At 48.6% G+C, this 25,038-nt stretch carries 25 protein-coding genes and 1 other annotated feature (1 of these 26 cut by a window edge); of the genes, 5 read left to right on the top strand and 20 right to left on the bottom strand.

Going from position 1 to position 25,038, the window contains the following annotated elements; all coding sequences use genetic code 11:
• Positions 1–88: a binding site (T-box leader), on the bottom strand; it reaches 176 nt to the left of the window's first position.
• Positions 89–182: 94 nt separating this feature from the next.
• From HP552_RS21640 to spoVAC, 16 genes are all read right to left on the bottom strand, one after another.
• The gene (locus tag HP552_RS21640; protein WP_175397455.1) at positions 183–1,139 is read right to left on the bottom strand and encodes a phosphotransferase family protein; all 957 of its coding nucleotides are present in this window, start codon (positions 1,137–1,139) and stop codon (positions 183–185) included.
• Between the two features lie 166 nt (positions 1,140–1,305).
• Complete coding sequence (locus tag HP552_RS21635) at positions 1,306–2,076, bottom strand: class I SAM-dependent DNA methyltransferase (protein ID WP_175397454.1); 771 nt, start codon at positions 2,074–2,076, stop codon at positions 1,306–1,308.
• Between the two features lie 112 nt (positions 2,077–2,188).
• Positions 2,189–3,094 carry a CvfB family protein gene (locus tag HP552_RS21630; RefSeq protein ID WP_175397453.1) on the bottom strand — a complete coding sequence of 302 codons (906 nt, stop codon included), beginning with the start codon at positions 3,092–3,094 and terminating at the stop codon, positions 2,189–2,191.
• The gene (rsfS, locus tag HP552_RS21625; RefSeq protein WP_175397452.1) at positions 3,091–3,438 is read right to left on the bottom strand and encodes a ribosome silencing factor; all 348 of its coding nucleotides are present in this window, start codon (positions 3,436–3,438) and stop codon (positions 3,091–3,093) included. The genes HP552_RS21630 and rsfS overlap by 4 nt, the downstream gene beginning before the upstream one ends.
• Before the next feature lie 17 nt (positions 3,439–3,455).
• Positions 3,456–4,022, bottom strand: coding sequence for a bis(5'-nucleosyl)-tetraphosphatase (symmetrical) YqeK (gene yqeK / locus HP552_RS21620; protein WP_175397451.1), 567 nt, complete (start codon positions 4,020–4,022; stop codon positions 3,456–3,458).
• Entirely contained in the window at positions 4,006–4,596 is a 591-nt protein-coding gene (locus HP552_RS21615) for a nicotinate-nucleotide adenylyltransferase (protein WP_175397450.1), read from the bottom strand. Before HP552_RS21615 ends, yqeK begins: the two co-directional genes overlap by 17 nt.
• A 12-nt stretch (positions 4,597–4,608) precedes the next feature.
• Positions 4,609–4,899, bottom strand: a complete 291-nt coding sequence (yhbY, locus tag HP552_RS21610) for a ribosome assembly RNA-binding protein YhbY (RefSeq protein ID WP_175397449.1) — start codon at positions 4,897–4,899, stop codon at positions 4,609–4,611.
• An 84-nt stretch (positions 4,900–4,983) separates the two neighbouring features.
• On the bottom strand, positions 4,984–5,853 hold the full coding sequence (aroE, locus tag HP552_RS21605) for a shikimate dehydrogenase (RefSeq protein ID WP_175397448.1): 870 nt from the start codon (positions 5,851–5,853) through the stop codon (positions 4,984–4,986).
• A gap of 42 nt (positions 5,854–5,895) precedes the next feature.
• Positions 5,896–7,023, bottom strand: a complete 1,128-nt coding sequence (gene yqeH, locus HP552_RS21600) for a ribosome biogenesis GTPase YqeH (protein ID WP_175397447.1) — start codon at positions 7,021–7,023, stop codon at positions 5,896–5,898.
• Entirely contained in the window at positions 7,020–7,547 is a 528-nt protein-coding gene (locus HP552_RS21595) for a YqeG family HAD IIIA-type phosphatase (protein WP_175397446.1), read from the bottom strand. The genes yqeH and HP552_RS21595 overlap by 4 nt, the downstream gene beginning before the upstream one ends.
• Positions 7,548–7,656: 109 nt before the next feature.
• Positions 7,657–9,870: a transglutaminase TgpA family protein gene (locus HP552_RS21590; RefSeq protein ID WP_175397445.1), complete on the bottom strand. Its 2,214-nt coding sequence runs from the start codon at positions 9,868–9,870 to the stop codon at positions 7,657–7,659.
• A complete protein-coding gene (locus tag HP552_RS21585) occupies positions 9,867–11,114 on the bottom strand; it encodes a DUF58 domain-containing protein (RefSeq protein ID WP_175397444.1) in 1,248 nt (415 codons plus the stop codon). The genes HP552_RS21590 and HP552_RS21585 overlap by 4 nt, the downstream gene beginning before the upstream one ends.
• Positions 11,115–11,117: 3 nt before the next feature.
• Entirely contained in the window at positions 11,118–12,074 is a 957-nt protein-coding gene (locus HP552_RS21580; protein WP_175397443.1) for an AAA family ATPase, read from the bottom strand.
• A 206-nt stretch (positions 12,075–12,280) separates the two neighbouring features.
• Positions 12,281–12,631, bottom strand: a complete 351-nt coding sequence (spoVAE, locus tag HP552_RS21575; RefSeq protein ID WP_175397442.1) for a stage V sporulation protein AE — start codon at positions 12,629–12,631, stop codon at positions 12,281–12,283.
• A gap of 3 nt (positions 12,632–12,634) precedes the next feature.
• Positions 12,635–13,651 (bottom strand): stage V sporulation protein AD, encoded by a 1,017-nt coding sequence (spoVAD, locus tag HP552_RS21570; protein ID WP_175397441.1) that lies wholly within the window; start codon positions 13,649–13,651, stop codon positions 12,635–12,637.
• Complete coding sequence (gene spoVAC, locus HP552_RS21565) at positions 13,648–14,106, bottom strand: stage V sporulation protein AC (RefSeq protein WP_376768974.1); 459 nt, start codon at positions 14,104–14,106, stop codon at positions 13,648–13,650. The genes spoVAD and spoVAC overlap by 4 nt, the downstream gene beginning before the upstream one ends.
• Before the next feature lie 670 nt (positions 14,107–14,776).
• On the opposite strand from spoVAC, the gene HP552_RS21560 reads away from it, so the two are divergent.
• Positions 14,777–15,850 (top strand): M42 family metallopeptidase, encoded by a 1,074-nt coding sequence (locus HP552_RS21560; RefSeq protein WP_175397439.1) that lies wholly within the window; start codon positions 14,777–14,779, stop codon positions 15,848–15,850.
• Between the two features lie 544 nt (positions 15,851–16,394).
• On the opposite strand, the gene HP552_RS21555 is transcribed toward HP552_RS21560, so the two are convergent.
• Complete coding sequence (locus tag HP552_RS21555; RefSeq protein ID WP_175397438.1) at positions 16,395–17,102, bottom strand: metal-dependent hydrolase; 708 nt, start codon at positions 17,100–17,102, stop codon at positions 16,395–16,397.
• Positions 17,103–17,412: 310 nt separating this feature from the next.
• Here HP552_RS21555 and nirB point away from each other — a divergent pair, with 310 nt between their 5' ends.
• The 4 genes from nirB to HP552_RS21535 all read left to right on the top strand — a co-directional run bounded on the left by nirB (position 17,413) and on the right by HP552_RS21535 (position 21,981).
• On the top strand, positions 17,413–19,842 hold the full coding sequence (nirB, locus tag HP552_RS21550) for a nitrite reductase large subunit NirB (protein WP_175397437.1): 2,430 nt from the start codon (positions 17,413–17,415) through the stop codon (positions 19,840–19,842).
• Positions 19,843–19,918: 76 nt separating this feature from the next.
• On the top strand, positions 19,919–20,245 hold the full coding sequence (gene nirD / locus HP552_RS21545) for a nitrite reductase small subunit NirD (protein ID WP_175397436.1): 327 nt from the start codon (positions 19,919–19,921) through the stop codon (positions 20,243–20,245).
• Between the two features lie 52 nt (positions 20,246–20,297).
• Positions 20,298–21,080, top strand: coding sequence for a formate/nitrite transporter family protein (locus tag HP552_RS21540; protein WP_175397435.1), 783 nt, complete (start codon positions 20,298–20,300; stop codon positions 21,078–21,080).
• Positions 21,081–21,351: 271 nt separating this feature from the next.
• A complete protein-coding gene (locus HP552_RS21535) occupies positions 21,352–21,981 on the top strand; it encodes a YfbR-like 5'-deoxynucleotidase (RefSeq protein WP_175397434.1) in 630 nt (209 codons plus the stop codon).
• A gap of 237 nt (positions 21,982–22,218) precedes the next feature.
• Here HP552_RS21535 and HP552_RS21530 read toward each other — a convergent pair whose 3' ends face one another.
• From HP552_RS21530 to HP552_RS21520, 3 genes are read right to left on the bottom strand one after another with little or no spacing between them, the layout of a single operon-like run.
• A complete protein-coding gene (locus tag HP552_RS21530; RefSeq protein ID WP_175397433.1) occupies positions 22,219–23,544 on the bottom strand; it encodes an MFS transporter in 1,326 nt (441 codons plus the stop codon).
• A 21-nt stretch (positions 23,545–23,565) separates the two neighbouring features.
• Positions 23,566–24,201, bottom strand: coding sequence for a TetR/AcrR family transcriptional regulator (locus HP552_RS21525; RefSeq protein WP_175397432.1), 636 nt, complete (start codon positions 24,199–24,201; stop codon positions 23,566–23,568).
• A 60-nt stretch (positions 24,202–24,261) separates the two neighbouring features.
• Positions 24,262–25,029 carry an ABC transporter ATP-binding protein gene (locus HP552_RS21520; protein ID WP_175397431.1) on the bottom strand — a complete coding sequence of 256 codons (768 nt, stop codon included), beginning with the start codon at positions 25,027–25,029 and terminating at the stop codon, positions 24,262–24,264.
• Positions 25,030–25,038: the final 9 nt, after the last annotated feature.

Here is a 25,038-nt window from a genome sequence, read left to right as displayed (position 1 = left end):
TTCGTGAAATACTGTCAATCGGCTTGCACCAACCGCCGACTCTCTGTCATGTACAGGACCCACTACTGTTCCTTATCATCGAAATATGTATACAATATCGGGAACATTATATAAAAAAGCAAGACCAAAGTCAATATTACGCGCTGCGTTGACTATAAATGGTACTGTTCAACAGCATTCGCTCAGGATAAACGAAATCGATCGATTCCTTCTTCCAAGTTATTAATCGTCCACTGAATGTGTTCCTGATTATCATACTGCCGGTATGAGCATTCAATCCGCAGCACCAGGTCAAAATACAGATCGTATAAACTTCTTCGTTTTCGTTCACTATCGGTTGTTATAGCCCTCCCGTAACCCTTCACAAATCCCGGTGTATAATTAAAATGACTGAAGTAGTGCTCCATAAGTGGATCTGCCCAGAGTGACCGCTCAAAATCAATAATGGCCGTAATCCGCCCTTGTTCCACAAAAACATTGCCATCCCACAGATCCCAGTGGACAAGCACAGCTTCCTTGACATCATCCAGCACATCGGACTTCTCCAAAATTAATACCTTAAGATCATCATAATCAACGGGGAGCTCTACGCCAGCCTCTTGTCCATCAGTGAGCAAGTCATCCACCAGATTCAGAAATGCTTCCTTCCAGGTGGTGTACTTCGGTTTCTTCTCCGAAAAGTAACCAAATTTCTCACCTTTGATCTCATTCATTCGGCGATTTAAAGCACCAAGCTGCTGTTCAATCCTTTCCTGTTCTGCCGCATTATACTGATCTTTGACCTTGTTGTAGGGTGTGCCTGGCATATAATCCATAATAAAATACTCCGCTGGAGCAATACTGCGTGTGGAATCATGCGCCAAGACGCGGGGAACGGGCACATCTTTGAGTTCCTCTACGAGCCGAAGTGCCTGCACTTCGGCAATCATCAGATCCTGTTCACAGCGCATGGGTTTATTTATCGCAGAAGGGGCTATTTTGAGCACGACCACCTTGCCATTGCTTAGCGTCATAAAATAGGCGTGGTTGGCCCAACCATCAATCATTTCCTTATAATCTTTGAAGTCTGTGTTAAAATGCTGTTTGGCAATTCCGTTTAGTTGTTCAGAAGTCAACCTTGTTTTATATGTACTTTCCATTGTGCACCGCCTAAATCAGATTACAATTCCTACCCACCAAGCTAAGGGAAAGCGTTTTCCATCTATCCATTATGGCTCCCTTCCGCCCTGCTGACAATGCCTTTTATCACGAAAATCAAGAAAAAAAACGCCCTTATCATCATAAGGGCAGTTTCCATATGCAATCCTATTTTACCGCAACATAAAACAGCCGCTGTGCGCCTTTTCCAGCTTCTTTCCACTCAAAATCAGCATATACGCGGACATCTCTGAAGCCAGCCTTCGTCAGCTCCAGTCTCATCCAATCCGGATCATATGCACGCTGAACATGAACCTCTTCAAATCGCTGATACATGTCCTTGCTGCCATCATCCACTCTGGAAAAGATACTCAGATGATGTTCAATCTCACACCGATCACGATCCATGTCACAGGTCCAAATATACGATACCGAGCGTTCGTCCAGCACAAAAGGCTGCTCCTCTTCATAGCGAATCAGAGTATCGGGATGATGCACGTCAAACAGAAATGTTCCCTCTGGCTTCAGCATCTCATAGGTTCGCTGGAACGTACGTACGACATCTTCCTTTTCAAGCAGATAATTGATACAGTCACAAAAGGAAATGACCGAATCCACTGGCTCCGGCACCCTCCAGTCCCGCATATCCTGTTGAACCCAGCGGACACTGCCTTCACGATACAATCGATGACCCTGAGGTGTCCCTTCCATCTTGCTTCGTGCAACAGATAACATATCTGCAGACAGGTCAATGCCCGTCACTTCAAAACCCGAGTTTACCAGCGGAATCGTAATTGAGCCCGTTCCACACCCAAGTTCGGCGACACTCTTAGGCATGCCATGCTGCTCCCACGCTGTTCTTGCAAACCTTATCCAGTCCGGATAAGGCATATCTTCCATTAATTCATCGTACACATAAGCAAATTTACGGTAAGACATGTCAGGCACCGCACTTTCAATTTCATTTTCCGATTCCAAAAGAAAAAGCAGGGGCGTCCGGAGTTCACCCAGCCTTGCCCTGCCCTTCCTCAATTTAATATGACGTTAACGACTATTTGCCTTCATTCGAATCTTTGGGAGCCGACTCCGACAAGTACGTCCAGTTTTCCTTCTGCGTCACCAGTCCGTCTTTCATCAGCTTGCCCAGGGCACGCTTGAAAGCAGATTTGCTGATCCCAAAGCGCTGCTTGATAATATCCGGCGGAGTTGCATCCGAATAAGGCATCCCGCCCGTAGGGCGCTCTTTCATGAACGCGAGCAGCTTGTCTGCATCTTCGTTACGGCCAACCTCTTTGCGAGGGGACATTGCCAAATTGACACGTCCGTCTTCACGAACCAGCGTTACCCGACATTTCACTTTTTCGCCAAGGCGCAGCATCCGGTTACGTTCGGAGGAATGGATCATGCCGATGGCACCAAAGCCAAGCACTCCACCTTCAACGAGCACAAATGTACCCATCTGCAGCGGCTTGTACACTGTAGCTTCAACCCATTCATTCAACCACGATGTTGGAGCGTGGAACGACAGCGGCGCAAGCTCGCGTTCTCCGGCCAATTTGGCGCGAAGACGTCCTTGCTTGTCATGTTCCATAATCACAAAAACTTCATCGCCGACTTGAGGACGCAGCTCTTCCAGTTCGGGCAATTCACGGATCGGGAGCAGCAATTGCCGCCCAAGTCCCATCTCGAGGAAACAGCCGAGGCGTGGATGAATATCGGCCACGACCAGCCGTTCCATTTCACCGAGTGTGAGATATGGTTTTTTCATTGTCGCTGCCAAACGGTCCTCTGTATCAAAGAACAAAAAGACCTCCAGCGTTTCTCCAATTTTAACGTCCCGTGTAAGTTCCGTATAATGGAGCAGTACATCTTCCGATCCCGTCGTCAAAAAATAGCCAAACGGAGATACTTCACGGTCAACCGGCAAAGAGACGACCGTTCCTGCAATCAAACTCATACCGTTTCCACCACTTTGGCGTCAGACCACAGGCGCTCAATGTTGTAATACTCACGCTCGTCCCGATGGAAAATATGCACAACCACGTCGCCCATATCCATCAGGACCCAACGTGCGGAATCCATGCCCTCGATACCTTTGATGTTCACACCAGCCGCATGCGCCTGTTTGCGAATCTCCGTTGCAATGGATTGTACCTGTGTATCGGAATTCCCGTGACAGATCACAAAATAGTCTGCTACCAGCGAGATACCAACCAGATCCAGTGCTACAATGTTGGATGCTTTTTTATCGTCAGCGGCAGTTACCGCCATATTCATAAGTTCTTTCGATGATAATGTCATGAACCAACCTCCATATTTTATAAATGTGCAATCAGATCGTTCCGCGATAACATGGTGAGCGGATATATAACCCGGCGCTGCGAGATCAGCAAGCTGATCGTGGAGTCAAAGCCTGCAATAAGCCCCTCCTCCAAACTACGCTCCGCTTGTTCCCGAATGTGCTCAACCCCAGGGAAATCTCTTCCTGGTTCGATGTAGTCAGCAAGACAAACCACCTTATCCAGCAGACTCATCCCTACACGGCCTGAAGTATGCCAGCGGATCGCATTAATAATCTCCGGATCATCAACACCATAATCGCGCTGTGCAATAAAGGCACCTACTTCAGAGTGCCAGAGCTGCTTGTCATGCTGCAAGAGTTCTTCGTTCAATCCGTTCTCACGGATGACTGCTTCCATCTCGGATACCGGCCAGTATTTGGCGACGTCATGCAAAATGGCTGCCAGGTCGGCTTTCACCGGATCTGCACCATACTTATCCGCCAACTGGACTGCTTTTTCCATCACGCCAAGCGTATGCTTCCAGCGCTTCTCCGGCATCTGACCTGAAACGGCCTGAATCAATTCTTCACGGCTTAGTTCCATATAAACCGCTCCTTACAATATATTGATGAACTGCATCAGGGATCATGAACCGCACCGAATGTCCCTTCGCGAGTCTTCTCCGAACAGCTGTGGATGATATATCCACCAAGGGCATCTCCGCCAGTAAAACACTGTCCTGCAATTCCTCGGGGAGATCATCCAGATGTAATTGAAACCCTGGCCGACCCACACCGATAAAGGTTAATTTAGCTGCCAGTTCTTCAATCTGTTCCCACTTCGGAAGATAGTTCACCATGTCCGCTCCGATGATGAAGTAAAATTCATGCTCTGGATAACGGCGCCACAATTCCTTCATCGTATCAATCGTATAGGATACTCCGCCGAGCTCCATTTCGATGTCCAGCACTTCATATTGCTCAACACCCTTCACTGCGGCTTCCGTCATATCAAGACGCTGCTGTCCCGAAGCTCCGGCTCCGCGTTTATGGGGCGGAACATGAGACGGCATGAACCAGATCTCGTCAAGTGCATGAGAATCTCTTGCGGCTTCGGCTGCGAGCAGATGCCCCATATGAATCGGATCAAACGTCCCGCCCATGATGCCAATCTTCACCCGTGTCACCGCCTAAGGAAGTTCGATTTGTTTGTTATCGCGTGATTCCTTGTACAGGATGATGGTGCTGCCGATAATCTGCACCAGTTCGCTTCCGGTTTCCCGAGCGACTTCTTCAGCGATCTCATTTTTATCATCCAGACAATTGTTCAGCACTTGCACTTTCATCAATTCACGCTTCTCGATCGCATCTTCTATATGACGGAACAGATGCTCGTTGGTGCCCCCTTTACCGATCTGAAACACAGGGGTCAGATGATGTGCTTGTGAGCGCAAGAAGCGCTTTTGTTTACCGTTTAACATGAATACTCCATAACTCCTTATGCTCGGCAGGTCTCGGCAACAGAACTCAACGTCTGTCTGGACCTGACCGTTCAATTATATTTTTCATTTCATAAAACTATCCAATACAGCACGTCTCATGGTCTCTACTGGCGCAGGAATTCCAAGCCAGTGCTCAAATGCGACCGCGCCCTGATACACAAACATGCCGAGACCGCCATGTACAACACATCCACGCATACGGGCTTCACGAAGCAAGCGTGTCTCCAGTGGATTATAGATCAGATCACTCACAGCCGTACCTTCCCGAATCAGCTCGGGATTCACAGGAACATCGTCCACATGGGGATGCATGCCTGCTGCCGTTGTGTTAATGACGATATCGGCTGAGGCTAACACGGCTGCAGCTTCTTCCATGCCGCTGCCTGTGATGTCACCCATCCCATGCCCTCTCAAATCGGAGGCAAGCATGCTCGCTCGTTCTGCTGTACGGTTCAGGATGCTAATTCGTTCCGGCTTCTCCAGCGCCAGTGCATAAATGACGCCTCTTGCAGCGCCTCCTGCCCCGAGAACTGCGATCTGTTTCCCTGAGAGATCGGGAACTGCTTCTTCTTTCAATGAACGCACATAACCAATGCCATCCGTGTTGTACCCTGTCAGTTTACCACCCTCATTGACAATCGTATTCACAGCACCAATCAACCGTGCACTCTCATCAATGACATCGAGGTACTGCATAACCTCTTCTTTGTGCGGTATCGTTACATTAACACCGCGATAACCCAGAGCCACAATGCCTTTAACGGCTGCTTCCAGCTGCTCCGGGCGAACATGGAGCGGCATATACAATCCGTTCACGCCTGCTGCTTCAAGAGCCGCATTATGCATGGCAGGAGATTTGGAATGTCCAATGGGATCACCCATAACCCCAAGCAGAATCGGGAGTGAGGCATAGGCATTCTTCTGTTCTGACATAGGTCCGCCTCCGATCAGTTGAGAATCATTTTGCCGTCAAAGTTAGATCAAAGATGGACGAACCAGTACCCGAATGCCTTTCGGTGCATGCACAGCGACAAGCGCCCCATTCTCACCATTGACCTTAACCCAACCCAGACCAGATATAAACACATCCGACTGGCTGCCGCGTTTGATCCGGAACTCGTGCCTTGTCCATTCTGGCATATCTGCTGCATCCTCACGGGTTGGCGGGGACAGCAGTTCTCCGGCATGGTCACGGTACAGATCATCTGCACGTTCCAGCTTCGTCCGGTGAATATCAATGGCATTGCTGGTATAACAAGTGAAGGACTGGCGATCACCTTCAATAAAGTCAAAGCGGGCCATCGCGCCAAAGAACAGCGTCTGGCCTGCATTCAATTGATACACGGCCGGCTTCAGCGGCTTGTCCGGCATGATTGCTGCCAGATCCTTGCGTGATACGATCTCACTGAAACGCCATGGGTAAACAATTCCGGGCGTATCAATAATGTATTTTCCGTCATCCAAAGGGATGTTGACCATATCCAGTGTCGTTCCCGGATAACGGGACGTTGTCAGTTCCTGCTCCAGATCACTATAATCACGGATGAGACGGTTAATTAACGTGGATTTGCCCACGTTGGTACCACCGACCACGTACACATCGCGATCCTCACGGTACGTACCAACGAGCTCAAGCAGACGGTCGAAGCCCTGATTTTGCTTGGCACTGCAGAGCACAATATCCACTGTACGCAGCCCTTGCTCTTTAGCCTGCTTCTGTACCCAGTTACGAACCTTGTTCCAGTTGGTTACTTTGGGAAGCAGATCTGTTTTGTTGACAGCGAGCAGTACCGGATTGTTGCCTACAAAACGCTGCAGACCGGAGATGATACTGCCATCAAAGTCAAACAGATCAACGATATGGATGACAAGTGCATCCTTATCCCCGATTTTGCTGAGAAGAGCCAAAAATTCGTCCTGATCCACCGTGACGGATGATGACTCGTTGTAGTTTTTGATCCGGAAGCAGCGCTGACATATTACTGGTTCACGCCCCAGCGCTTTCTCTGGGATAAATCCCGGTTTATCCGGATTTTCCGTTTGCAGATGCACACCGCATCCACTGCATCTTACGGCAAGGTTGCCGTTATGCGTTTCTGTCATTTCTTGTTTTCCTCCTCGAGCCATAAGCCTTTCTTGCGCAAACTGGTTAGAGCAATCCGTTCCACGCGCCGATTGAAGCGGGTCATAAACCCTTCATCACCGATGGAAATGGGCAGTACCAGCACGGTATAAAGTCCCAGCCGATTACCTCCATATACATCCGTAAGCATCTGGTCGCCTACCACAATCGTTTTTTCCGGAGTTAGCTCCATCATTTTCATTGCTCTACGAAACGGTGCATTCGATGGTTTGCGTGCACTATGCACAAACTGGATATCCAGCGGCGTCGCAAACAAAGATACACGATTCAAATTGTTATTGGATACAATCATCAGCTTGAAACCAGCCTTTTTCACACGCGCAAACCATTCAATCAGTTCAGGCGTGGCATCAGGAGCTTTCGCACCAACAAGCGTATTATCCAGATCAGTTATTATTCCACGGTAGCCTTGAGCGTACAGCTCTTCCAGATTAATGTCAAAAACCGTGTCTACTCGCAGCTTGGGCATTAACATTTTAAACAAAGAAGTCACCTCAGTTTCATACGACACACTATATCACAAATCCGTCTTTCCTGAAAATGCATACAGTGCCTGATGGTATGGGAAAAAGGAAAAACGGGACGGGCATCCGCTATGCCCGTTCCGCTTTGAGTTCCTTGCGCAGCTTCAAGGCTGTCTCATAGACTGCCTTCCAATCATCCGAAGTAACGGAGGCCGGGCTGTAACGCGTCTGTTCAAACATCGCAAGCAGTTCATGCAGCGTTGCTGCAGCAGCCGGTTTCGCCTGACTCCAGCGGTTAACGGACTCACGCAGCGTCTCATCTCCGCTTCGGTTCAATCCTCTTCGTTTCGCATACCGAATCCACCGGTCTGTCTCTGCAACAACTTTCTGCTCAGGCGTGAGTGGTCCACCCGTTCGCAGGCGCAGGATCCAGAAACGGAGCGAGAAACGATTCCGCCAGAACATGTAGGCCACCCATAACCCAAGAACAGCCACAGCGGCCCAAATTACAAAAGCAGGAACGCTTGATGCAGCTTCTTCAGGTGCCGGTGTTTGCTCTTCTTCAACAACTGGTTCCTCTTCAGGCTGCTCTTCCGGTTCATCTACCGGCTGTACATCAGGCTGTTCTGTCAGCAGCGGCATATCAAAGCCAGGTGTCGCTTCAACCGGAATCCATCCATATTCGCCAAAGTAGACCTCGGCCCAGGAATGCGCATCTGCATTCGTCACTGTATAAGTGGTCTCAATCTCGGCCCCAGGTTGACGTGGTGCCTGCATGTCCGAATTGAGAGACATTTGGCCTGGTGCATAACCCTTTACCCAGCGAGCCGGTATCCCCTCCGAACGTGCCATCATGACCAGTGCCGTCGAAAAGTAATCACAATAGCCCTCGCGGATGTCAAACAAAAATCCTTCAACAAAATCACTGCTTACTTTTCGTGATAAATCGGGATTGTTGGTGTAATTAAAGTTTTGTTGTAAATAGTTTTGCAGTAATGCCACTTTTTCATACGGCGTATTTGCCGAAGCTGTAATTTCAGCTGCAAGCTCCGTCACCCGGTCCGGGAAGCGGGATGGCATCTGCAGGTACATATCGTCTGCGGGATTGCTCGCGTACAGATCATCAAACGTCTTTGTACGAAGCTCATCTTCAACGATTACGGGCGCTTCAGAGACAACCGTATACGTTTTGGGAAATTGCGGCTGCTGCCGGTCCGTTACGATATGCAGTTCTGCCTGATTCGCATTCCACAGAATCCGGCCAGATACGTTCTCGCCATTGACTGAACTCACTTCGGATATCGAGTACGCACCAAAGAGGATTGGATACACATTATCGTTCAGCATGGTTACTTTTTGAGTAACTTCCTTGGTATTCACGTTGCCCGCATCCTCATTCTCCAGGGTTTGTCCAAGTTCTACATACTCTGTGGACACCCGTCTGCGGTCATCCCACCCTGTCCCGGTGTACTCTTCCCGGGTTTCACCGCGCCAGTAACTGCGCTCATTGGTCGTCACCGACATCACAGGCGTGTAGTCAAAATTGAATCCACCGCCCAACTGGTTATCTTCACGGCTGTATCCCGACTCTGTGGAACTTGGAATATCCAGCGTGCCGTCGCCTGTCTGGCTCGTAGAGCTTCCGGTATAGTTACGCCATGCCGTATACGGGTCAGTCAATGTAGGCGGAACTTCCGGCATATTCACACTCGCTACGATAATCAGAGAAAAGATGATGGCGATGTTGGCCAATATTTTGTACGGATACCGGATTAATCGTTTCCAGCCCTGCGGATAGTGCAGTTGAAAATTGCGGAAATGCTGGCAAACCAGCCAGCCCATCCCTGCAAACATCACCCAGGCCACTTCAATCCATAACGGAATTTGGGTAAAGGAATCCAGAATCCCCATCGATACAATGTTAACTCCCAGAAAGACAAGGATACGGCGGGTTGTGGTCACCAGTCGAAGAGCAGCTTCAAGCATGACCCATGCACACAGCGAGAACCAGATGTATGGCGTCAAATGCAGCAGGAACTGCTCCGCACGATCGGTGAATGTCCCGTAAGGCATATAGACAGAGTAATCAATGAGCGTTTTATGCAAAATATATATAAGTACAATAGCCTTGATCGCCATGCGGTAGATCGGTTTAAAAGGTAAAATGATTTCCAATACACTGACCGCTGCCAGCGTCCACAACACCAGTGATGTCGTCTCCGTATACCATGATTCTTGGGTAAACGAGATCCACTGCATTGCAATCAGGAAGATCCAGAGCAGCGACGCTGCGTGATACCAGGATCTTTTTCCCGTTCGTAGTTCTTTTCCATTGGTACTCATGCAGAACCTCCCCCCATAACCGTTGGAAGTTCCTGCAGATGGGAAACAACAAAGGATCTTGTGCCTTTTCCTCGCAGCATGGCTGACCATTCAGCACTCTGACGGGACTCCTTGGTATCAATAATAATGTGGCACGGAGTCATTCCCCGAGTGTCAGCCCACCGCAGCAATTCCAGTACCTTTTCATCTTTTTGGGGAGAAATGACTACAAAATAAGCACCCTGTGGCAGCTGACGCGCAAGCTTCTCAATGCCGGGAAGCAGTCGTTTATCCTGGCCATTGTGCTGCACGTCCACCAGATGGTGCATCATCTTCTGTCGTTCAAGCAGGCTTTCGCTGGGAGGGAGCAGTTTCGTTTGGTCAGATAATGTCATCAGCCCCATGCCCATCCGTTCCCTCGTTCCATACTCCAAAAGCGATGCCGCGGTGGAAACAGCCAGTTCAAACGCTTCCCCTTGCTCGTAGCTGCCCGCCAATGCGTCAAGCACCAGAATGGTTTTGGGTACCGATTCATGTTCAAACTCCTTGGATTTCCATGTTCCCGTCTTGGCTGTAGCATTCCAGTGAATCCGGGACAGCCGGTCTCCATATACATAATCACGCACTCCGTTGATTTGAGTTGTTTCCCTGCGGGAACGCGTCCGCGCGGTTTGTGGTCCAGATAGTCGCGATTTACGATCATATAACTGCCAGTACGGTATGAACACAGTGCGGGGCAGCACCCGAAAATCGCCTTTGGCCTTGAATGTGCCGCGGTGCTCGATCAGTCCAAAGATATCCTCGCTTGCACATTCCGTTTCCGAAAACACATATTTGCCTCGTTCCAGCGGCGGGGTCTGAAAAGACAACTCTCCATTTCCCCGCATGTTGGGAATCAGGCTCTCCCTGAAAGACCAGGACTCCCCGTTATGACGGTGCAATATTTCACGCACAACTACATAAGGCAGCGGCAAAAACCCGGGAATGGTCAGTTGAAGCTTCACTTGAACCTGGTCACCGGCATGCAAAAGTTCTTCATGATCCTGACCTGAGGATAAAATACGCACACCGCGTGCACGTCTTACCCCGCTGAACCCGGCAATTGCAAGATAGAGACAGAGCAAGGTCACCATCGAAAGCAGCATGATGGACGTTTTCCCGCCCTGGAACAGAACGTAAGCCAAACAACAAATCCACACCGCCGCGATGCTCCATACGCGAGGGTGGCGCATTCCTCTTCTGACATTACTCAAAAGCGGCTTCATGAATTATTGCCCCATGGAGACGGGTACACGAACTTGCTGAAGTACAGAATTCAGTACGGCTTCAGAGCTCATGCTGTCCAGTCTCGCTTCAGGACGCAGCACAATCCGATGGGAGATGACATACGGCGCCATTGTCTTCACGTCATCCGGGAGCACATAATCACGTTCCTGCAAGAAGGCAAACGCCTTCACCGCCATCATGAATGAGATGGCTGCACGCGGGCTCGCCCCCAGCAGCACGGACGGGTGCGAACGCGTCATGCGAACGACATCAAGCAGATAGTCCATCACCGGATCGCCGATAAACACTTCCTTGATCTCCTGCTGAATCGCAGAAATTTGATCCATGTGGGTTACGGACTCAAGCCGGTCCACAGGCTGACCCGATTGATGCTGCTTCAGCAGCGTTTTCTCAATATCCTTATCCGGATAACCAAGACTTATTTTCAGCATAAACCGGTCAAGTTGTGCTTCCGGCAATGTGTAGGTTCCTTCAAAATCGATTGGATTCTGGGTAGCACAGAGCATAAACGGGTGCGGCAGATCATAAGTATCGCCATCTACCGTCACACTGCGCTCTTCCATTACCTCCAGCAGGGCTGACTGGGTTTTCGTTGTTGCCCTGTTGATCTCATCCGCTAGAAGTATGTTGGTCATGACTGGACCCGGACGGAAATAAAAGCGTTCATCACGCGGATGGAATACGGATACACCGGTGATATCACTTGGCAGAATATCGGGATTACATTGAATGCGGCGGTATTCTCCGCGCATGGATTTCGATAATGCTTTGATCAACTGCGTTTTGCCTGTTCCCGGTACGTCTTCGATCAGAACGTGTCCGCCTGCAAGCAAAGCTGTGAGCAAAAGTTGAATTTCAAAGGATTTCCCCATTATGCAAGATTCCAGATTAGAACGAACTGCTGAAATGATTTGGATCGACTCTTTGCGCACAGGCATGTGGTCTAACCTCCTAAAAAAGCATACAGATTTCCTTTTATTGTACATGAACAACGGGCCCGAGTACACTCGCAGAGAATCACAATTTGTTTCCAGCCGTCAGATTGGCCGCCATTCTCGCATGAGTGCGACAAAAAGCTCCGGATATTAAATATCCGGAGCCTCTCCATTTAAGTCGATATAGCTTTAAGATTCTGCAAACTTTGTCAGCCTTTCGGCCGAACCACCAGTGCCGCGAGAAAGGAGAAGATAATCGCAGATGATATCCCCGCTGCGGTCAAGTCGAAGATACCGGTAATCACCCCGATCCATCCGTCTTTTTCAAGCTCGGTCAACGCCCCGTGCACCAGTGAATTACCGAAACTGGTAATGGGAATGGAAGCCCCTGCTCCCGCAAATTTGACAAGTGGATCATACCAACCCAATGCGTCCGCAACCGCACCAGCCACAACCAGTGTACTCATGGTATGAGCCGGGGTCAGCTTGACGCCATCCATCAGCAGCTGTCCCACCACACAAATCAAGCCGCCTACAATAAAAGCCCACAAAAATTGCATCGTTTATCCCTCCTTTTCAATGGCTACCGCATGCGCAATACATGGGATGCTCTCGCCCTGCTGGTAGGATATCGGTGACAGCAGTGCGCCCGTGGCAACAATCAAGACCCGTTTCAGATCACCTTTCTGCATCCGGTTCAAAATATGTCCGTAAGTTACGGTGGCAGAGCAACCGCATCCGCTGCCGCCCGCTACAACGTATGGCTGCTTCTCCCGGTCGTAAATCATGAGCCCGCAATCATTAAACGTCGTTTGTTCCATGGGTATACCTTCCTTTTGCAGCAGTTCCTTCGTAATCGGGAGTCCAACAGAGGCCAAATCTCCGGTTACGATGAGATCGTAATACCCTGGTTCAAGTCCGGTATCCCGGAAATGAGACACAATGGTATCTGCCGCGGCAGGAGCCATGGCTGCCCCCATATTGAACGGGTCCTTGATTCCGAGATCCATCACTCGGCCAATCGTTGCCCGGGTAACCACAGGACCGTCCCCTGTACGGGAAACCACGCTGCATCCTGACCCTGTTACCGTGTATTGGGCATATGGAGGCTTCTGGGAACCATACTCTGTTGGATAGCGGAATTGCTTCTCCACGGTACAGTTATGGCTGACCGTACCCGCGAGGACATAATTACCCGCACCCGAGTCAACGATTAAGGAGGCTAATGCCAGGCTCTCCATGGATGTGGAGCAGGCTCCAAAAACACCAAGGTAGGGGGCTCCCAGTTTTCGAGCCGAAAATGAACTGCTGATGATCTGGTTCAGGAGGTCACCACCGATAAAAAACTGGAGCTCTTCCTTTGTAATGTTCGCATTAACGAGTGCCAGCTGCGTAGCCTGTTCAAGCAGCTTGCGCTCCCCTTTCTCCCACGTTTTCTCGCCAATCTCCAGATTGTCGTATACGTAGTCGAAATCGGCTGACAGCGGTCCCTCTCCCTCCTCAGGTCCCACAACCGCTGCTCTGCCGATAATTCGTGGCTGGTTTTCAAATTGCCAGGTTTGACGTCCGATCAGCTTCATAGATGCCCACCTCCGACTCCCAGGAAGGCGTAAATGATACCTATAATAAAGGCAGCAACGACACCAAAAACAATAACTGAACCGGCAAGTTTAAACATGTTGGCTCCGACCCCCAGGACAAGTCCCTCCGCTCGGTGCTCCAATGCTGCCGAGCACATGGAGTTGGCAAACCCGGTAACCGGAACTGCCGTACCGGCTCCGGCCCATTGAGCGATTTTATCGTAGACCCCAAGACATGTAAGAATGACCGAGATCAGGATCATAACCGCAACTGTAGGACTGGCCGCTTCCTTGGAAGTCATATCAAACCCCGCTTTGAATGCCTCCTGGATAGCCTGTCCAATGATGCAAATGAATCCTCCAACAAAGAAAGCCTTAATGCAGTTTGCCAGGATCGGACGGGCTGGCTCATGTTTTTTGGCAACCTTCTTGTAATCCTGTTCATTAATGGACAGGGATGATGCTTTTTTTCCATTACCGGATCCTTTGGTTTGAGCTGGCAAGATACAGAACCTCCTTTGAAATCAAAATCAGTCGAGCAGCTTAATACTGCCCGGAGCGAGTTAAATCCTATGTTCATTGTTTGTTAATGATGGGAAGGTTATGTATCCGGCGAATTGCAGCATTTGTTTCCAGTTGGGGAGAGCAGCATTTTTGCAGCAGAATCAAGTACGCCGGATCAGATGGCTTTCAATCATGATATATCCAGGTTCATCATTTTCTTATAAATAAAGAAGCACGATCACGAGTAAAATAAAGAGGACGATAAAAAGGATATCTTCATTGCCTTCATGAGGTGGCTTCATCTGGTGTTCCAACTCCTTCCTGTCGTCAGGCAAATGAATGAGAAGTTCACGATAGATGGGAATTACAAAGAGCCTCAATGTATGAGTATTCAATATCACTGCTAAAGGCGTGGGATTATCGCCCATCTATTCGCCTGTCCCCATTTTATTGTCCCAGGAATGCCTTAGATACGTGACACAGACATGGACAATTACGTGCGCAAGGTTCATACTGTAATGTGACCAGTGGTTAATAATTCGTCCTGCATTTTAGGGGACAACAGTCCGCCAGCCGTTCTGTCGAGACTGTCATACATACGAGCAGAGGAGTTGTCGACACATGAATGAAAAAACAATGGAGATGTTTCGCACCTTAACAGAGTTTCCTTCCGCTTCCGGATTCGAGCGTGAGCTTCGCGGCTGGATGAAGGAACAGCTGTCCAATTATACAGAGGAATTTGTTCAGGATCGTCTGGGGAGTCTATTTGGTGTACTGCGCGGTGAAGAATCGGGTCCCAAAGTGATGGTTGCCGGGCACTTTGACGAAGTCGGTTTCATGACAACAGGCATCACGGAAACAGGAATGATTAAATTCCGTCCGCTCGGTGGATGGTGGAGCCAGGCTGTTCTGTCACAGCGCCTGCAGATCATTACTCCTGATCGCCGCATTACCGGGGTTGTAGGTTCTACGCCTACTCACTTACTGGATGAATCGCAACGAAACAAACCGGTTGACCTCAATCACATGTACCTGGATATTGGTGCAGATAACCGTGCTGAAGCGGAATCATGGGGCATTCATCCAGGCATGCAAATTGTGCCGATCTGCGAATTCACGCCAATGGCTAATCCGAAGAAAATCATGGCAAAAGCCTGGGATAACCGTTACGGGGTTGGACTTGCTCTTGAATTGGTTGAAGCGCTCCACAAGGAAAAGCTTCCCAACACCTTATATTGCGGTGCGACCGTTCAAGAGGAATTGGGGCTTCGCGGTGCACGCACCGCTGCCAATCTGATTGAACCTGACATCTTCTTCGCACTGGATTGCAGCGCAGCCAATGACATGACAGGTGACAAACAGTCCTTTGGACATATCGGACAAGGCGCTTTGCTCCGTATTTTTGACCCTGGCATGTTCACCCATCGCGGGATGGTGGAATACGTTCAGGACACGGCTTCTTCGAACCAGATCAAGATGCAATACTTCATCTCACCTGGGGGTACCGATGCGGGACAAGTGCACCTGAGCGGAATCGGTGTACCATCAACGGTCATTGGCATTTGTGCACGTTACATTCACACCTCTTCTTCCATCATTCACACGGATGACTATGATGCTGCCAAAGCGCTGCTTGTCAAACTGGTGAAGGGTCTGGATCGCACGACCATGAATACCATTATTGAGAACGCGTAAACGTTGGAACGAGGTTCAAGGTTCAATAGTTTCTACTCTGAACCCTCCTTCTACTCTATGAGACATTCTGACTTTGGTTAGAGTGTCTCTTTTTGTGTCGTTGAATTGGTTGGACAATATAAAACACTTAAAAATATTACGCCGTCGAATGCAGACAAACTCGTCCAATTTCTTGACGAAATCGGCGATGTGACTCTCGATGATGTTATGCGGGCTTTTCAAAAAAGAATGAATTCCTAAACGGAATGAAATGAGGTTTGAATGATGTCTGACTTTGACGGAACTGGATTTGCCGAGCTATTAATTGTAGTCATCCTTGTTGTTTTATTTGTATTTGGCTCCTCGGATATTGAAGGACTCACCGACTCTCCATCATCATCGTCCTAAGTATCTCGGCTTGCAGTTCAGTCGCTGAACCATTGTTCCGGACATGCAACATGCGGCAAGCATCATTAAAAATTTAAGTTTTAGGTTTAGAGGGATATATTTAAAACGCCAGTCCATTCAATCTGGACTGGCGTTTTGATATGCGGCACATGCTCCGTTACAAGAATAGCGGTGAAAATGCTATCCAGGCCAAAATTAAGGTCAGTACGATACATACATTCTCTACAACAGCCCCGTGCTTGGTGCCCGTACTCATCAAATTTGCTCGTATCCGCCACTTGAGTGGCGGAAACGGACGAATTCCGCGATTCGTCAACGAGTCTGCAAGCAGATGCATGGCATAAGCTATTCCTCCAGCTACCCAGATCTCCGGACCCTGCTGATGCGTTGTACTGTATAGAAGTCCTCCCCACACTGCCGTTCCATACACAGTATGGGTTAGCCCTCGATGGGTTAGCGTTGTACACAACATGAGCAGACTTCCCGCGATCAGGTTCCATGGGGCGAATGCATGACCATAGAATACAAGCCCCAGTCCAATAACAAACATCAACACTTTGCGAAGTGAACGGGACGGCAGGAAAGAGACCAGCCCAACCAAAATGGCGAGCAGCAGATTCCAAGGCTTGGCCTGTACATAAAAGTACACAAATACAGCGGTGGGCAGCAAAATGGTTTGCAGCAGCCTGATCAAACTATTCGGCAATGCCTTGGATACCAATAAGGAATTCGGTTCATCAATGTCCGGCAGCAGCGAACCAATCAGCGCAACCGTAACTGCCGGAGCAGTCACTTGCATACCCATTAATTGCAGCACAGATAGCGAAACGCCTGTTCCAATAATCAGGTGGGATCTTCCCATCATGATGCGAAAACTTCCTTTCGAAGAAATAGGGAACGTCATATCCCACTCACGATGTTACAACGAAAACAAAAAGAGAACAATAGTTCGTATTTCTTATTTTAATTCAATCCCCACCCTAACGTCTCCTCTCGTTCATACTTTAAATAAAAAACGGTTTCCGTGACGGGGCTCACACTTTTTTATTTGTGACACTTATATCGTTCTTAGTGAAATAAATCACATTAAGTGTCAGCAATCCACGGTATGATTCAAATATAAACCACTACAATTGTTGGTATTGTCCAGTGTCTAACCAAGGAGGCTTACACACATGAACGGAAAAAGAGAAAAACTTGTCGTGATCGGCAACGGTATGGCCGGCATCAGTACAGTTGAACAAATTTTGAAATTGACTTCAGGCTTTGACATTACGGTCTTCGGCACTGAGCCCTATCCCAATTATAACCGGATCATGTTGTCCTATGTTCTGGAGGGCAGCAAAACCATTGATGATATCGTGCTTAATGATCTGCACTGGTATGAAGACAATGGCATTACGCTTCATACCGGGACAACCGTGTCCCATATTGATGCAGACAACCGGGAAGTTGTCACGAACGAAGGTACACGGGTGCCATACGACAAAATCATTATTGCCACGGGTTCCAGCTCCTTCATTCTTCCGGTTCCCGGTCATGACAAAGAAGGCGTTGTAGGATTCCGGGATATTGCCGACTGCAATATGATGCTCGAAGCAGCCAAGCAATATAAAAAAGCGGCAGTTATCGGCGGAGGACTTCTCGGACTAGAAGCAGCCAAAGGACTGGTGCAGCTCGGCATGGACGTCACTGTCGTACATCTCATGCAGGACTTGATGGAACGCCAACTCGATCCTCAAGCTTCAGCCATGTTAAAAGCAGAACTGGAGCGTCAGGGCATTCGTTTCAAAATGGGTGCGCAGACGGCTGAACTGATCGGCGGGGAACGTGTAGAAGGTCTCCGCTTTGCCGATGATACCGTACTGGATGCAGACTTTGTGGTTATGGCCGTAGGCATTAAGCCCAACACGATTGTAGCCCGTGAAAGCGGCATGGAGGTTAACCGGGGCATCGTCGTCGATGACTACATGCAGACCTCGCTGGAGGGCGTATATTCCGTCGGGGAATGTACCGAACACCGTGGAGTATGTTACGGCCTTGTCGCTCCGTTGTTCGAACAAGGCATGATTCTCGCCAAGCATATCTGCAGTGTAGAGACTGCTCCGTATGAAGGCTCTGTCGTATCTACCAAATTAAAAATTTCAGGTGTGGACGTCTTCTCTACAGGCGAGTTTCTTGATAGTCCGGATCATACAGTGATTAGCCATAAGGATGACTGGAAACGGACTTACAAAAAAATTCTGCTGCGAGACAATGTCATGGTCGGTGCTGTGCTCTTTGGTGACGTCACCGACTCTGCCGAATTGCAGAAGCTGATCAAACAAAAAACCGAAATGACAGATGACCTGTATGCTTCGCTGATGGGTACGGGCTGTGGTGGCCACAAAAAAGCCGCTTCTGTTGAAACGATGGCCGAGGACGAAATTGTGTGTGGATGTAACGGAGTAACCAAAGGTACCATCGTGGATGCCATTACGAATCAAGGCCTGAGCAGTGTCGATGAGATCAAAGCCTGCACAGGCGCAACCCGTTCATGCGGCGGCTGTAAACCGGTGGTAGAGCAAATTTTGCAATACGTACTGGGAGACAACTTCACAAGCGGTGCCAAACAGGGCATCTGTGGATGTACCTCGCTCAGCCGGGATGAAATTGTGGCCGAAATCAAACAAAAAGGATTGCAGACAACCAAGGAAGTCATGAATGTCCTGGGCTGGAGCCAGCCAGAGGGCTGTTCCAAATGTCGCCCTGCGATTAACTACTACCTCGGCATGATTGCACCGGATACGCATGAAGACGAGAAAGAGTCCCGTTTTGTCAATGAACGCATGAACGCCAATATCCAGAAAGACGGCACCTATACGGTGGTACCGCGCATGTATGGCGGAGTGACCACGCCGGAAGAACTGAAGCGCATTGCAGACATTTCGGTCAAATACGATGTTAAAGCGGTCAAGGTTACCGGCGGTCAACGCCTCGATCTGATCGGGGTCAAAAAAGAGGATCTGCCGCAGGTATGGGCCGAACTGGATATGCCTTCAGGTTACGCATACGCCAAATCGCTGCGTACAGTCAAAACATGCGTCGGTTCCCAATTCTGCCGCTTCGGGACCCAGGACTCCATGGCAATGGGCGCCCTGCTTGAGCGCAAGTTCGAACGTCTCGATCTGCCTGCCAAATTCAAAATGGCGGTCAATGGCTGCCCGCGGAACTGTGCTGAATCATGTACGAAAGATATCGGTATCGTCGGTAATGATGGAGGCTGGGAGTTGTTTGTTGGCGGCAACGGCGGGATTAAGGCGAGACTTGCAGACTCTTTATGCAAAGTGAAAACAGATGAAGAACTCATCGAATTATGCGGTGCAATTATCCAATACTACCGCGAGACTGGAAACTATCTGGAGCGCACCTCGGAATGGGTAGAACGTATCGGTCTTGAGCAGATTCGTTCAGTAGTGGTTGATAATCTGGAGGAACGCAAAGCATTGATGGACCGCATTGAATTTGCCCTGGGCCATGTAGAGGACCCATGGAAAAAAGCACTTCGAAATGAAGAAGGCCAAACCAAACTGTTCCAAGGTATTGAAGTGTCGGCTCGTCCATAAGGAAGCAAACTTCTTCACTGGACAAATATCATTGAAATCTGCAGGATGAACCTGCCATAGAAAAGGAGCAGTCCATATGACAACCAAACAATCAGGCACCTATTTTCCGGCGGGAGAAATTGATGAATTTCTTCCCCGGATTGGGCGGGTGGTAGAAATTGAAGGCCGGCAGCTGGCTGTCTTTCGCGCATCGGATGGTACCGTATTCGCTGCCGACAACCATACCCCCCACCCTAAGGGCGGGCCGCTCGCCGAAGGAATTGTATCCGGCCACTATCTTTACGATCCGCTGTACGACTGGAAAATTGACTTATGTACAGGTCAGGTACAGGCGCCCGATAAGGGGCAGGTTGAAATGTTTCCGGTGAAGATCGAAAACGGGCAGGTCTGGATCGCTGTGTAGCCAGCTCCATAAGTAAAACCTAGATTGATGCACAATAATGGAGGAGACCGTGATGTTTACACCAGGTGTGGAAGGAATTATTGAAGCTGCCGTAAAAAAACGGGATCAGATGAATGCCAGCTTGCCTCGTTACATGGTGGCAGCCTTAATGGCAGGCGCCTACGTGGGCCTGGGAATTATTCTGATCTTTAGTATCGGCGCACCGCTGCTTGCAGCCAAGTCGCCATTGCAGATGATGCTGATGGGCATGTCCTTTGGACTGGCCCTTACCCTCGTCATTTTTGCAGGATCGGAATTGTTCACAGGCAACAACATGTTTTTCACCATGAGCACACTGGCGGGCCGGACTACGGTCCGTGATACGCTCAAAAACTGGGGGCTGGTGTTCCTCGGCAACCTGATCGGCGCCATCCTGCTCTGTCTGCTGATTGTGGGCAGTGGTCTGTTCAAAACAGCTGGACCGGAGCATATCCTGTTTGCCGTATCGGCCAAAAAGATGGCTGCACCCGTTACCGAACTGTTTTTCCGCGGCATACTCTGTAACTGGCTTGTCTGTCTGGCCATTTGGATGGCGGCCCGTTCCAAAGAGGATATTGCCAAACTGGTCCTGATTTGGTGGTGTCTATATGCGTTTATCGCCAGCGGATATGAACACAGTGTCGCCAATATGACGCTCTTATCGCTATCCTGGCTGCTGCCCAATCACCCCGATACGATCACACTGGCAGGTTGGCTGCACAATATGATTCCAGTCACACTGGGTAATATCATCGGTGGTGCCTTGTTTGTTGGCATGGCATATTGGTTTATTTCACCAGTAAGGAAGAAAGCTTGACATCATATCGAGATTTTTCATAAATCTTGAATAACCAAAAATATTAATAAACCAAAGGCCATCATGGATTATGCTGAATATAAGTTCAGTAAACATGGTGGTTTTTGGATTGTTCGCTAGTAGCACCTTCCTACTTCTCCCACTCGAATATGAATATCCTTCCTATACAAAGCTTTATTTTTTACCTTTCTCGCATACATCGTTAATCCATGGTTAACATAACTAAAGTATAGTCAGTTCATACCCAAACCAACAAAGGATGATTGCTTAGATGGGAATTCATACGTACTTCAGGTCGCTGAACGATCTTGAACGCATTATTCGGACGCCGGGCAAGTTCAAGTTCGAAGAACACTGTGTGTCTGCTCATTCCTGGAAAGTGGTCCAGTACGCCAAGACACTGGCAGATATTGAAGAACAGCACGGAGTAAGCATCGACTGGAAAAAGCTATACGAAATCACCAGCAGCCATGATTATGGCGAAATCTTCATTGGTGACATCAAGACGCCAGTCAAACATTACTCATTGGAGCTGCGTTCCATGCTGCTGCATGTTGAAGAAGCCATGGTAGAACATTTTATCAACGAAAATATCCCTGAAGAATTCAAGGACATTTTCCGTAGGCAGCTGCGAGAAGGCAAAGACGACACTGTAGAAGGACTAATCCTTGAGGTCGCAGATAAAATGGACCAGGTATATGAAGCCTTCGCGGAACTGCAGCGTGGCAATACAGAGAAAGAATTCATCGTCATGTACCGCTATGCACTGGTCAAAATCAAAAATATTGACCTCCACTGTGTGCGCTATTTCCTGAACAACATTCTGCCCGACATTATTGAGGAAGGCATTCGCTCCCCGTTCGATATCCGCAAAATAACTGAAGAAGCTTTGTCCCAGTAATCCATTCTGAACCATCTTGGTTCACCTGATCCGGGGGACATGGCTTTTTTCGTTGCTGTGGGTGCTACCGATACTCGCTGGATATAAACCTGTTTTGCTATTTAAAACACGGGCGAATTAATGGAAATTGCTGTATCCGACGGCTTGACCTATAGCCTTGATATTGATATCCCCTTGCGTTACAGCATGCGCTTCGCCCCATTTAAATGAAGTTGCAGCCAAATAATTAGTTTCGAATTAATCGTGTACCAACCCGGTAGAATCCGGCTGAGTAATGTTGATACGTTGCTCTAGTAATCTGATCATATTCAACCGGGATGTAATTATAGCGATCAGAATAACAAAAAGACCGGCAATGATGAACAGCAAGGCAATCCCTCTCCCTGGTCCAGTTCCAATGATCTGACCAACAGAAGATGCCAGTGACCCGTCTTCCAGCATAAGGGGGTTAAATACGTGGTCGGCCAAAAATCCGGCCAAACTATACGCAATGATGAACCCGAGCTGTGACAGGATACCAATGATACCCCATACTCTTCCCTGCTTCTCGTTGGCAATGTTGTTACGCACCAACACATCTGCGCTCATGTTAACAAACGGCAGTGAGGACAGGAACAGAAAGCCCGCTAAGATAATAAAATAGATGTTGGTCGATATCCCGAGAAGCGAGAAGGACAGTCCGCACATGATTAACCCCATAACAAGTACACTTGCGTATTTCTTCGTCATCGTAAATATCCCGATGCACAAACTGCTAATCAGCATCCCAATCGCGCTAACGGACTGAAACGTCCCAAGTGTTTTCGCATCTGTAAAGGACAAGAGCATTGGACCAATCAGCGTCTCCAGGAATCCCAGATAGAAGGTCACCAAGGAAATAATAATGACCAGCAGCAGCACTCCCTTATTCGTTACAACTTCCTTCCACCCCTCCTGAATATCGGTCATCCAGTTTGTGTCTTCTTTATTCTCCCGCTCTACCTTCATGCTCTTCCGAATGACCAGCACGGCCAGAATGGCAATCAAGAAAGTAGCGATATTAATGATTAGGATCACTTCGATCGTTGTGATGCTTAGCAGGATTCCCGCAATAATCGGTGAAAACAAAAATTTGGAGGATTCAGCCAGTTGCACGAGTCCGCTCCCTTTGGAGAATTGATCCTTATCCAGCAAGTCGGTGGCAGAGGCCTTGTATGCGGGGCTTTGCAGCGCGGAAAACACGGAACTAAAGGCCACTCCCACATAGATATGCCATAACTGAATATCATCCGTGAGCATGATCCCCAGGATAAAAATCAGACCGGCTGCAGAACCCAAATCACCGATGATCATCATCGTCCGGCGGTCAAATCGGTCAGCCAGTATACCTCCAATAGGCCTGAGCAGGATGCTAGGCAAAAATGTAAACAGGGTAATCAGAGCAGCACTTGTTGCCGTATTAGTCTTCTCGAAGGCATATACCCCCAGCGAGAAAGCCGTAAGGCCAATCCCGATCAAGGAAATCAGCTGACCGAACCATACGATCAGAAACTTTCCGAATGATGTTTGAACAGTCTGTTCCATTAATGCCGCCCCTTTCTCATCTCAAGCTTGATGTGGAAAATGCAGACGGGTAAAGTAGGCGAAACTTCCTTGTTTTGCCCCCAGGACACGTTCCATGATATGAGAGAACGTTTCAACCTTCTTCCGAAGCTCTTCTTCCTCCCATTGAAAAATACCCTGATCCAGTAAAAACTGTGATGATACCAGCAAAAACTCGATCGACTCCTTAGGGCTAGGTGTGTTAAAGACACCTTCCTGAATACCTTGCTCGACTACTTCAGCCAAGATCGGACTTAACCTAATGACCGTCTCCACCAGGCTCTTTTGGTGCATTTCCACATTCTGTACATGGTGCAATTGCTCAATCAGTCCATGCTTTCTATCGTCGGGCTGATTTTGCGCAGTAATAATGCGAAAAATCTTATCATGGGCACTCAATTCTGGATCAGACACTATCCGTCTTGCTGCGGACTCCCCGTTCAGAATGTAACGCATGACGATGGCATTCATCACTTCCTCCTTGGACTGAAAATAATAATAAAACGTACCCTTAGCAATGTTGCAAGCCTGGAGGATATCCATGACCGTCGCTTTGGTATAACCTTTTGTTACGAACAGAATCTCGGCTGCATTCAGTATTTCATTTCGTCGTTCTTCCGGATTTTTAATTAATCTCATATTCTGTCCTCCGATTCACTAGACCGACTGTCGGTCTATTTTAGTCGTGAAGTTCCCAACTTAGAACCCCATTGCAGTTAACCATTGCGAGAGATGACTTTCCCGGTTCTTTAGATCCTGACGTTCTCTTGCATACTTGCCGATATTTTTGTCTGCAACCAATTTACCATCCATCATAAACAGAATCCGTTCCGATCTGGCAGCCACTTTGACATCATGCGTAACAAGTAGAATGGTAGTACCTGCAGCATTGATATCCCCGAGAATATCCATGATCTCGTGTGTCGATTTGGAATTCAGCGCCCCTGTGGGCTCATCTCCAAACAGAATATCCGGATTATTGATAAGCGCGCGGCAAATGGCGATCCGCTGGAGCTGTCCTCCCGAGGCTTGCGTGATGTTATGCTGAGTCAGCCCGTCAATTCCCATCTTTTTCATGAGTGACAGTGCACGAGTATTAATTGAATCTCTGCTGCTGTTCTTGGCGAGGTAGGCGGAAAGTACAATGTTGTCGAGCAGATTTAGATTCTTGAGCAGATGAATGTTCTGAAAAATGAAGCCCATCTTGGTCAAGCGCAGACTCGCCAGGTCGCTCTCCTTAAATGCCGATATTTTTTTACCATTGAAATAGACACTGCCCGCACTGATCTGATCCATGCCGCTGATGTTGTACAACAACGTAGACTTGCCTGAACCGGACGGACCCATAATGGATACGAACTCTCCTTTTTGGAGTTGGAGGTTGATATCTTTTAGAATGCTATGTTCCCCATTCTCGCCGATGGCTACGGATTTATTCACGTCTCTAGCTTCAAGTATGGTTGTCATCGTTAATCC

This window comes from Paenibacillus xylanilyticus, assembly GCF_013359935.1.
GTDB lineage: Bacteria > Bacillota > Bacilli > Paenibacillales > Paenibacillaceae > Paenibacillus > Paenibacillus xylanilyticus.
Note: the sequence above shows the minus strand (reverse complement) of the source record. Positions and strands in the feature narration are given on the sequence as shown.

Coding starts and splice junctions, on each gene's coding strand:
- spoVAD (WP_175397441.1), bottom strand. CDS start 13,651: ATGAAGCTGATCGGACGTCAAACCTGGCAATTTGAAAACCAGCCACGA.
- HP552_RS21630 (WP_175397453.1), bottom strand. CDS start 3,094: ATGAGTTTGATTGCAGGAACGGTCGTCTCTTTGCCGGTTGACCGTGAA.
- HP552_RS21640 (WP_175397455.1), bottom strand. CDS start 1,139: ATGGAAAGTACATATAAAACAAGGTTGACTTCTGAACAACTAAACGGA.
- nirD (WP_175397436.1), top strand. CDS start 19,919: ATGACAACCAAACAATCAGGCACCTATTTTCCGGCGGGAGAAATTGAT.
- HP552_RS21535 (WP_175397434.1), top strand. CDS start 21,352: ATGGGAATTCATACGTACTTCAGGTCGCTGAACGATCTTGAACGCATT.
- HP552_RS21520 (WP_175397431.1), bottom strand. CDS start 25,029: ATGACAACCATACTTGAAGCTAGAGACGTGAATAAATCCGTAGCCATC.
- rsfS (WP_175397452.1), bottom strand. CDS start 3,438: ATGACATTATCATCGAAAGAACTTATGAATATGGCGGTAACTGCCGCT.
- HP552_RS21590 (WP_175397445.1), bottom strand. CDS start 9,870: ATGAGTACCAATGGAAAAGAACTACGAACGGGAAAAAGATCCTGGTAT.
- yhbY (WP_175397449.1), bottom strand. CDS start 4,899: ATGTTAAACGGTAAACAAAAGCGCTTCTTGCGCTCACAAGCACATCAT.
- yqeH (WP_175397447.1), bottom strand. CDS start 7,023: ATGACAGAAACGCATAACGGCAACCTTGCCGTAAGATGCAGTGGATGC.
- HP552_RS21635 (WP_175397454.1), bottom strand. CDS start 2,076: ATGTCTTACCGTAAATTTGCTTATGTGTACGATGAATTAATGGAAGAT.
- HP552_RS21585 (WP_175397444.1), bottom strand. CDS start 11,114: ATGAAGCCGCTTTTGAGTAATGTCAGAAGAGGAATGCGCCACCCTCGC.
- HP552_RS21525 (WP_175397432.1), bottom strand. CDS start 24,201: ATGAGATTAATTAAAAATCCGGAAGAACGACGAAATGAAATACTGAAT.
- HP552_RS21555 (WP_175397438.1), bottom strand. CDS start 17,102: ATGATGGGAAGATCCCACCTGATTATTGGAACAGGCGTTTCGCTATCT.
- HP552_RS21530 (WP_175397433.1), bottom strand. CDS start 23,544: ATGGAACAGACTGTTCAAACATCATTCGGAAAGTTTCTGATCGTATGG.
- yqeK (WP_175397451.1), bottom strand. CDS start 4,022: ATGGAACTAAGCCGTGAAGAATTGATTCAGGCCGTTTCAGGTCAGATG.
- nirB (WP_175397437.1), top strand. CDS start 17,413: ATGAACGGAAAAAGAGAAAAACTTGTCGTGATCGGCAACGGTATGGCC.
- spoVAE (WP_175397442.1), bottom strand. CDS start 12,631: ATGCAATTTTTGTGGGCTTTTATTGTAGGCGGCTTGATTTGTGTGGTG.
- aroE (WP_175397448.1), bottom strand. CDS start 5,853: ATGTCAGAACAGAAGAATGCCTATGCCTCACTCCCGATTCTGCTTGGG.
- HP552_RS21540 (WP_175397435.1), top strand. CDS start 20,298: ATGTTTACACCAGGTGTGGAAGGAATTATTGAAGCTGCCGTAAAAAAA.
- HP552_RS21560 (WP_175397439.1), top strand. CDS start 14,777: ATGAATGAAAAAACAATGGAGATGTTTCGCACCTTAACAGAGTTTCCT.
- HP552_RS21580 (WP_175397443.1), bottom strand. CDS start 12,074: ATGCCTGTGCGCAAAGAGTCGATCCAAATCATTTCAGCAGTTCGTTCT.